An 8,683-nucleotide genomic window follows, 5' to 3' on the forward strand; every position below is an offset into this window, starting at 1 on the left:
CAGGGAGCTGCGTTAAGACAAATACAAAGATCGACAGGGAGTCATCGATGTCATTCACCGAACCCGCAGGACGACAGGGCAACCCCGATTACCACTGGCCACACGACAACAGCGAACCGTGGCTCGCACACGCCGCGACCATCGACGCCGACGTCGCCCAATACTTCCTGGTCAGCGCCCGCTGCGGCTGTTTCATGCAAGCCGCCCGCAGCCTCAACGTGCGCTCGACCTTGCTGCGCAAACAACTCGCGCAGCTTGAGCATGAACTGCAACACACGCTGTTCAGCTTTCAAGGCAGTGCCCTGAGCCTGACCCGCGAAGGCCAGCAACTGCAGGCCAAACTGGTGGCGCTGGCCAACGAACGCAAACTCCCGGTGATCGAACAACCATTGATTCGCCTGGCTGTCGCCGAATCGATCCTCCACGACATCCTCGGCCGCGACCTCATCGCACTGCTGCGCCGCAACGCCAGCGTACGCTTGGAAATCATCGCGCTGGACAGCGAACTGTCCCTGCGCGCCGTCAGCGCCGACATCGTCCTCTGGCTCGCCCACGGCGAAACCCCACATCCCGGCCCGACCTTCGCCACCAGCGAACCGCAACCGCTGGCGCGCCTCGACTACCTGCCGCACATCGCCAAACGCTACTCCCGCGTCACCGCGCGCCCGGACACGCCTGATGACCTTGCCGATTTCATGCTGGTGCAATGGCAGCACGACCGGCAGATCGACAGCTTTCGCCCATGGAATGAGTTGGTTGAACAGCGGTTGGCCGGGGTGGTACAGATGCAGTCGTATGAATTGATGCTGGAGATGATTCGTTGCAGCGCTTGCATTGGGTTGTTGCCAGCGTATATGAGCCGGTTCGACCGGGGCCTGATCGCACTGCCGGGGTTGTTCGAAGAGCCCATGCAATTGCAGGCATGGCTGGCCGTAAACACTGAATCGCAGAATGTGGCCGAAGTGCTGACCCTGACCGACCTCATTCACCACACCTTCAACGAACGCCGGGAATGGTTTCAGCCCTGACGCATTTTCCTGTGGGAGCGAGCTTGCTCGCGAAAGCGGTCTGGCCACCGGTATTGATATCAACTGATCCGCCGCCATCGCTGGCAAGCCAGCTCGCACAGGGATTTGTAATGAGTCCGGATTTTGTGAGCACCCTGGAAAACTGTAGGAGCTAACCTGCTAGCGAAACCGCCCGATCAACCGCTGCGAAACCTGAATGAAAGGGCGCAAGGTAGAATTCTCAGATCCAGCCTCAAACCCGCAACGGGATCCGCCGTCCAGTACCTTCTCATGCAGGTCTCTTCAAATATTCCAGCTTGTTAATTTTGTTCACGAAAAATCGGAGATCTCTCAGGGGGCGTCTTTGTCCAGCCAGCGTTTTCAGTCGGGGACGGTAATAATGCAAGTGCCCAAAGTTGACGGTGAAACGCAACCGCCCCACATCGACCCATCCAGGAGATACCATATGATTTGTCTTGTCGTAACACCATCGCATCCAGCAGGGTTAGGCTCGAATCCCGCATAAAAATTATGAATATCCTCGTATCCGTCATAATCGTCTATTGTGTTTGATGCGCGGAAGAACGGGGTAAATCCGGGGTTTGTTTTTGCCCATGCCAGGGCCTGTGCATGGGTCATCTGCGTTTTATTCCAAAGCACCCTGCGTCTCGGGTTGTCGACTGTAATATCGATCACCTTGGTTTGACCCACTGAATCCTGAACCGTGATCGTGGCAGTACCTGTGAGGAGTCCTCTGATGTCGCCATTACCATTGACCGTTGCAATTTCAGGCCTGGATGATGTGTAGGTGATAGGGGGTGTACCACCTGTAGCTTTTCTGACCGTCCGGGATAGAGAAGGTATTGCGCCGGTCGGTGTCCACGGTAATCCGGTGCCAGCGATCGACAGTGTTATCCAATATAATTTGATCGGGGAGACGTCCACTACGAGTTCGGGAACCCCGGTCAGTGATCTTGCTTCCGATTCTGCGCCCGAGCCGTTGGCTGTGGTATCGCCTATGACAACGGCTTTTTCTGATGTGGCTTCTAGCTGGCGAACTTCGATACCGTTGGGCAAAACTTTGGTCGACGTTAGCGTTAGTGCGACGGCAGATGTTTGCGGCTCATTGTTAGTCGTCATGTTCAAGCTCCTGCATTGTGTTTGGACAGGAACAATCAAAACGCGTTAAAGCGAAATGCGCACCTGTCAGATCTGACAGGTGCGAGCCGAAATCCGACGAGTGGTAAGGGAGTGAGGCGGTCACGTGTTTTTGTCATTTGATGAGTCGGCGACTGAAAAATCGCTTTCGCGAGCAGGCTCGCTCCCACCATTTTTGCTCTCGCCAGACGTGTCAGGTGCGGTTTAGAGTCATCAGCCACACATCGATCCAGGAAGGATCCGCCATGCCCGATCACAACACCGCCATTCATATTGAACGCTTCAGCGAGTCACACATCGAGGCTGTCACTGCGCTCTACAACGAGCGGGCCGTCACCCGGCAGGTGTTGCAGATGCCGTTTCAGTCCGTCGACGTCTGGCGCCAAAGGCTGCTGGCGGAGAATGAGCGGGTGTTGAAGCTGGTCGCGCTGCATCAGGGTCAGGTCATCGGCCATCTGGGGCTGGAAAACTATTCGCGGATTCGTCGCAGTCATGCCGGCAGCGTCGGTATGGCAGTCGCTGTGGCGTGGCAGGGCAAAGGCGTCGGTTCGAAGTTGCTGGCGGCGGCGCTGGACGTCGCCGACAACTGGATGAATCTGCACCGCGTTGAACTCTCGGTTTACGCCGACAACGAGGCCGCCATCGCGCTCTACCGCAAATTCGGGTTCGAGACCGAAGGCCTGTTTCGCGATTACGCGGTGCGCGACGGGCAATGGGTCGACACCCTGAGCATGGCCCGCCTGCGCAATCGCCCGAAAACCTGACTCAGTCGCCCAGCGCAAACGCCACCGCCGACTGTGCATGCAGTTCGGTGGTGTCGAGCAGGGGCAGGGCGCTGTGTTCGGGTTTGACCAACATGCCGATTTCGGTGCAGCCGAGGATAATTGCCTGAGCGCCGCGCGCGGTGAGGGATTCGATCACCCGCTGATAGATTTGCCGCGACTGATCGCTGATCACGCCGACGCAGAGTTCGTCGTAGATGATCCGGTGTACATCCTTGCGCTCTGTTTCGTCCGGCACTAACACGGTCAAACCCTTGGCGACCAGGCGTTGCTTGAGGAAATCCTGTTCCATGGTGAATGCGGTGCCGAGCAATCCGACCGTGCGTGCATCTATGTTCAGAGCCGCCTGCGCGGCCGGTTCGGCAATGTGCAGAAACGGAATGCTGATCGCCGCCTGAATCTGTTCGGCGACCTTGTGCATGGTGTTGGTACACAGCACGACGCATTCGGCGCCACCGGCTTCGAGCCTGCGCGCGGCGTCCACCAGAATCGCTGCGGCATCGTCCCAGCGCCCGGCGTGCTGGGCCTGTTCGACAGGGCCGAAATCGACGCTGTACATCAGCAATTGCGCGGAGCGCAACGGGCCGAGGTGATCACGGACTTGCTGATTGATGAGTCGATAGTATTCGGCGCTGGATTCCCAGCTCATGCCGCCGATCAGGCCGATGGTGCGCATTGGATGTCCTCAGGCAGATGCCAGTGTCGAGCGTTCAGGTCTGCCCGGAGTTTCCTGTTGTTCAGGCGCCGATGCCAGCAAACAAGTGACTGTACTGCTGAAGTTTCACCCAAGTGTCATGGTGCTTCATCGGGCTTGCAGCAGCTTAATCGTACGTAGCGGCTGGTATCTGCCACTATCGAGTATTGCAGGTCCTTTCCGAGGAACACCGCTATGGACGACGTACAACAACTGGGCGAGATGCTTCGTCATTACGCCGAGAGCGAAGCACACAAGAAGCAACTGTTCGAGACGCAATCGGCCGCTTGGGCCACGCGGATTACTGCGCTGTTCGGCGATATTCAGCAATGGCTGGAGCCGGTGCAGGCGCCGAATCTGCTGGAGGTGAGTCGCGAGGCGTATGTCGCGTTCGGGCCGAGTGCACCGGTGGAAACCTCGACCTTCAAAACCGAGAAGCTGAGCATTGTGATTGCCGGCAAACCGGTGGAGTTTGTGCCGGATGTGATGGGCAGTGCGGGGCAGATCTCGCTTGCGGTGATGGGGCTGACGGCGGCGCGCTACGGCAGCATTTCGCTGGTTGGCCTGCCAAATGGTGAGTGGCAGTGGCGCAAGACCAATGGTTTGAAGGATCCGGATACGTTTGCCTTTGACGCCAACTTTCTTGCCCAGCAGTTGCAGAGCCTGATTCCTCGCGACCGTAGTTAAGATCAAGAGCTTACCCCCTCACCCCAGCCCTCTCCCCCAAGGGGGCGAGGGGGAAAGGGAGCAGACCCAGTGCTGTTCAAAACTTGAGTTCGACTCGATATTTCAGGTCGACGTAGTTCGCATAAACCACGCGGTCAGTTCCCTCTCCCTCTGGGAGAGGGCTAGGGTGAGGGCAGCCCGACTGACACACCTCACATATCAAGATTCACCCACCCCGGCTTCGCCACCTCGGGCGCCACCGCTTTCACAGTCTTGCCAGTAGCCAGCTCCACCCGCCGCGCCACCTCCGGATCATCGGCAAACGGCACCATGCTCGCTTCCTCCAGACTGTCCGCCGTCTCCCGTCGCAAGCAGTACTCCACCGCCAGCCACAGAAACACCACGCCCAGCACATCAAAGAAAATCTCCATCACGAGCGGCTCCCTGCCTCAGGCGATCTGCGCTTCACTGCGCGCCAGTGCAACGTCGGCTACCCGCACCGTGCGCCACACGTTGTAAGCCATCAGCAACATCCCGGTAAGGAAGAACACCCCGCCGGCAAAGCGCACGATGAACCCCGGGTGACTGGCCTGCAGCGCCTCGACGAACGAATAAGTCAGCGTGCCGTCCTCGTTGATCGCCCGCCACATCAAGCCCTGGGTGATGCCGTTGACCCACATCGAAGCGATGTAGAGCACCGTGCCGATGGTCGCCAGCCAGAAGTGCAGGTTGATCAGCGGCGTGCTGTACATCTGCTCGCGACCAAACACTTTCGGCACCATGTGGTAGGTCGCGCCGAAGGTGATCATCGCCACCCAGCCCAACGCGCCGGCGTGGACGTGGCCGATGGTCCAGTCGGTGTAGTGGGAGAGGGCGTTGACGGTTTTGATCGCCATCATCGGCCCTTCAAATGTCGACATGCCGTAGAACGCCAGCGACAGCACGAGGAAGCGCAGGATCGGATCGGTGCGCAACTTATGCCAGGCACCGGACAAGGTCATCATGCCGTTGATCATCCCGCCCCAGCTCGGCGCCAGCAGGATCAGCGACATGGCCATGCCCAGCGACTGCGCCCAGTCCGGCAGCGCGGTGTAGTGCAAATGGTGCGGGCCGGCCCAGATGTACAGGGTGATCAGCGCCCAGAAATGCACGATCGACAACCGGTACGAATACACCGGCCGATTGACCTGTTTCGGCACGAAGTAATACATCATCCCGAGGAACCCGGTGGTCAGGAAGAAACCCACCGCGTTGTGCCCGTACCACCACTGCACCATCGCATCGGTGGCGCCGGAATACACCGGATACGACTTGAACCAGTCCACCGGAATCGACAGGTGATTGACCACGTGGAGCATGGCAATCACCAGAATGAACGCGCCGAAAAACCAGTTGCCGACGTAGATGTGCTTGGTCTTGCGCTGCACCACGGTGGTGAAAAACACGATCGCGTATGCGACCCAGACCACGGCCATCCACACCGCGCCGGAGAATTCGATCTCGGCGTATTCCTTGGTGGTGGTGTAGCCCAGCGGCAGGGTCACCAGCATGATCACGATCACCGATTGCCAACCCCAGAAAGTGAAGGCGGCGAGCTTGTCCGAGTACAGCCGCACCTGGCAGGTACGCTGTACCGCGTAGTAACTGGCGGCGAATTGCGCACTGCCGGCGAAACCGAAAATCACCAGGCTGGTGTGCAGCGGACGCAAGCGGCCGAAGGTGGTCCACGGCAGGTCCAGATTCATGTCCGGCCACACCAGTTGCGAGGCGATCAACACGCCCATCGCCATGCCCACCACACCCCAGAAAACCGTCGCAATGACGAATTGGCGGACGACCTTGTAGTTGTAAGCCTGTCCGATTGTTGCTGTGCTCATGGTCAGTTCATCCACGGTTGCAAAGTCTTGCCAGGCCACCCGGTCTGGCATGAGCTGCACTGTAGAAACCCCGTCAGAAACAAAACAGGCTCAGGAATCTTTCATTTGTGCGGATCAGATTGAGGGGCTGACTGCGGCGTTCTGCCGCGCCCTGATATGGTTTTTATGACTTCAGGTGAATCTGTAACGTGCTGCGCTGCTTCGTCATAGTGCTCTGAAGAAAACTGTGGGAGCGAGCAGGCTCGCTCCCACAGAAATAACTGATGGGGTGGCAAGCATGTATCAATACGATGATTACGACCGGGAGCTGGTGTTCGAGCGTGTTGCGCAGTTTCGCGATCAGGTCGAGCGCTTCATGGCCGGGGAATTGAGCGAAGAGGAGTTCCTGCCGCTGCGCCTGCAAAACGGCCTGTACCTGCAAAAGCACGCCTACATGCTGCGCGTGGCGATTCCTTACGGCACCTTGAGTGCCGAGCAGATGCGCACCTTGGCGAGCATCGCCAGTGATTACGATCGCGGCTACGGCCACTTCACCACACGGCAGAACCTGCAGTTCAATTGGATTGAATTGGCCGAAGTGCCGGACATCCTCGAACGTCTGGCGCAGGTCAACATGCATGCAATCCAGACCTCCGGCAACTGCGTGCGCAACATCACCACCGAGGCATTCGTCGGGGTCGCGGCGGACGAGTTGATCGACCCGCGCCCGTTGGCCGAAATCCTCCGGCAGTGGTCGACGATCAACCCGGAATTCCTCTTTCTGCCACGTAAATTCAAGATCGCTATCTGCTCGGCGAAGCAGGACCGCGCGGCAATCATGATGCACGACATCGGTCTGTACCTTTACCCCGGCCGCGACGGGCAGATGCTCCTGCGAGTGATCGTCGGTGGTGGTTTGGGGCGCACGCCGATCCTCGGTTTGCAGATCCGCGAGGGCTTGCCGTGGCAGCATTTGCTGTCATACGTCGAAGCCGTGTTGCGCGTGTACAACCGCCACGGCCGGCGCGACAACAAGTACAAGGCGCGGATCAAGATTCTGGTCAAGGCGCTGGGCATCGAGGCGTTCGCCAGGGAAGTCGAAGAGGAATGGCAACACCTCAAGGACGGCCCGGCGCAGTTGACCGAGGCCGAATACCAACGGGTCGCCAGCGCCTTCGTGCCCCCGGTTTATCATGCGCTGGCCGACACCGATCTGGACTTCGGCACGCGCCTGGCCGAAAGCCCGGCGTTCGCCCGTTGGGTCGCGCGCAATGTGCAGCCGCACAAAGTGCCGGGCTACACCAGCGTGGTGCTGTCGACCAAACCGGGCATGGCGTCGCCGCCGGGGGACGTCACCGCTGTGCAGATGCTCGCAGTCGCTGACTGGTCGCAGCGTTTCGGTTTTGGCGAGATTCGCATCGCCCATGAACAGAACATCGTCCTGCCCGACGTGGCTAAAACCGACCTCTATGCGCTGTGGCAACTGGCGTGCAAACACGATCTGGGCAGCGCCAACGTCGGCCTGTTGACCGACATCATCGCCTGCCCCGGAGGCGATTTCTGTGCGTTGGCCAACGCCAAATCGATTCCGGTCGCGCAGGCGATTCAGGCGCGTTTCGATAACCTTGATTACCTGCACGATTTAGGCGATATCAGCCTGAATATCTCTGGCTGCATGAACGCTTGCGGACATCACCACATCGGCAATATCGGCATCCTTGGCGTCGATAAGAACGGCAGCGAGTGGTATCAGATCACCCTCGGCGGCGCCCAGGGCAAAAACAGCGCATTGGGTAAAGTCATCGGCCCTTCGTTCAGCGCCGCCGAGGTGCCGCAGGTGATCGAGCGGATCATCGGCACGTTTGTGCGCTATCGCGAGCATGAGGAACAGTTTGTCGACACCGTCGCGCGGATTGGCCTGGAGCCGTTCAAGGAACGGGTCTATCCGAAAACGCTGGAGGTGTCGGCATGAACAACCTGTTGCGACTGGAGCAGGGTGTGGCGCGGATCGTGACGGACGATCCGTGGACGCTGGTGCGCGACCCGTCAACGCCGAGGCCCGACGGGTTGCTGATGCTGCCGCTGGCGCATTGGCTGCAATCACCGTCGACCCACGCCGTGTGGCTCGGCCCGGACGATGAGGTGGAAAGCCTGGTGCCGTGGCTGGGCTCGTTGCCGCTGATTGCGCTGGACTTCCCGAGTTTTCGTGATGGCCGCGCTTACAGTCAGGCGTATCTGTTGCGCAGTCGTTTTGGTTGGGCAGGGGAGTTGCGCGCGATTGGCGATGTGCTGCGTGATCAGCTCAGCCATATGCGCCAGTGCGGGTTCGACAGTTTTGCCGTGCGTGAGGACAAGTCAGCTGAGGATGCACTGAAAGGATTGGCCGGGATGAGCGTGCTGTATGGGCGCTCAGTCATCGAACCTCGTCCGCTTTTCCGTCGGCGTTGACGGTTAAAAAGATCGCAGCCTGCGGCAGCTCCTACACGGATTCCACGGTAGGAGCTGCCGCAGGCTGCGATC

The 8,683-nt window shown here is 59.2% G+C and carries 9 protein-coding genes; 5 read left to right on the forward strand and 4 right to left on the reverse strand.

Going from position 1 to position 8,683, the window contains the following annotated elements; translation table 11 throughout:
* Nucleotides 1–47: 47 nt before the first annotated feature.
* The gene (locus M9827_RS08020) at nucleotides 48–1,028 is read left to right on the forward strand and encodes a LysR family transcriptional regulator (protein ID WP_250604896.1); all 981 of its coding nucleotides are present in this window, start codon (nucleotides 48–50) and stop codon (nucleotides 1,026–1,028) included.
* Between the two features lie 360 nt (nucleotides 1,029–1,388).
* Here M9827_RS08020 and M9827_RS08025 read toward each other — a convergent pair whose 3' ends face one another.
* Nucleotides 1,389–2,147, reverse strand: coding sequence for an Ig-like domain-containing protein (locus M9827_RS08025; protein ID WP_250604898.1), 759 nt, complete (start codon nucleotides 2,145–2,147; stop codon nucleotides 1,389–1,391).
* Nucleotides 2,148–2,410: 263 nt separating this feature from the next.
* Between M9827_RS08025 and M9827_RS08030 the strand changes: the two genes are divergently transcribed.
* Complete coding sequence (locus M9827_RS08030) at nucleotides 2,411–2,929, forward strand: GNAT family N-acetyltransferase (protein ID WP_095112042.1); 519 nt, start codon at nucleotides 2,411–2,413, stop codon at nucleotides 2,927–2,929.
* Between the two features lies 1 nt (nucleotide 2,930).
* Here M9827_RS08030 and M9827_RS08035 read toward each other — a convergent pair whose 3' ends face one another.
* Nucleotides 2,931–3,623 (reverse strand): aspartate/glutamate racemase family protein, encoded by a 693-nt coding sequence (locus M9827_RS08035; protein ID WP_250604900.1) that lies wholly within the window; start codon nucleotides 3,621–3,623, stop codon nucleotides 2,931–2,933.
* Nucleotides 3,624–3,836: 213 nt separating this feature from the next.
* Here M9827_RS08035 and M9827_RS08040 point away from each other — a divergent pair, with 213 nt between their 5' ends.
* Nucleotides 3,837–4,328, forward strand: coding sequence for a hypothetical protein (locus tag M9827_RS08040; protein ID WP_250604902.1), 492 nt, complete (start codon nucleotides 3,837–3,839; stop codon nucleotides 4,326–4,328).
* Between the two features lie 191 nt (nucleotides 4,329–4,519).
* Here M9827_RS08040 and M9827_RS08045 read toward each other — a convergent pair whose 3' ends face one another.
* Together M9827_RS08045 and ccoN are read right to left on the reverse strand one after the other, a co-directional pair.
* Nucleotides 4,520–4,738, reverse strand: a complete 219-nt coding sequence (locus M9827_RS08045; RefSeq protein ID WP_250604904.1) for a cbb3-type cytochrome c oxidase subunit 3 — start codon at nucleotides 4,736–4,738, stop codon at nucleotides 4,520–4,522.
* An 18-nt stretch (nucleotides 4,739–4,756) separates the two neighbouring features.
* Nucleotides 4,757–6,184 carry a cytochrome-c oxidase, cbb3-type subunit I gene (gene ccoN, locus M9827_RS08050; protein WP_250604906.1) on the reverse strand — a complete coding sequence of 476 codons (1,428 nt, stop codon included), beginning with the start codon at nucleotides 6,182–6,184 and terminating at the stop codon, nucleotides 4,757–4,759.
* 277 nt (nucleotides 6,185–6,461) lie between these two features.
* On the opposite strand from ccoN, the gene nirA reads away from it, so the two are divergent.
* Nucleotides 6,462–8,135 (forward strand): nitrite reductase NirA, encoded by a 1,674-nt coding sequence (nirA, locus tag M9827_RS08055; protein WP_250604909.1) that lies wholly within the window; start codon nucleotides 6,462–6,464, stop codon nucleotides 8,133–8,135.
* Entirely contained in the window at nucleotides 8,132–8,611 is a 480-nt protein-coding gene (locus tag M9827_RS08060) for a DUF934 domain-containing protein (protein WP_250604911.1), read from the forward strand. The genes nirA and M9827_RS08060 overlap by 4 nt, the downstream gene beginning before the upstream one ends.
* Nucleotides 8,612–8,683 lie beyond the last annotated feature (72 nt).

It is taken from the genome of Pseudomonas sp. AKS31 (assembly GCF_023634765.1).
GTDB lineage: Bacteria > Pseudomonadota > Gammaproteobacteria > Pseudomonadales > Pseudomonadaceae > Aquipseudomonas.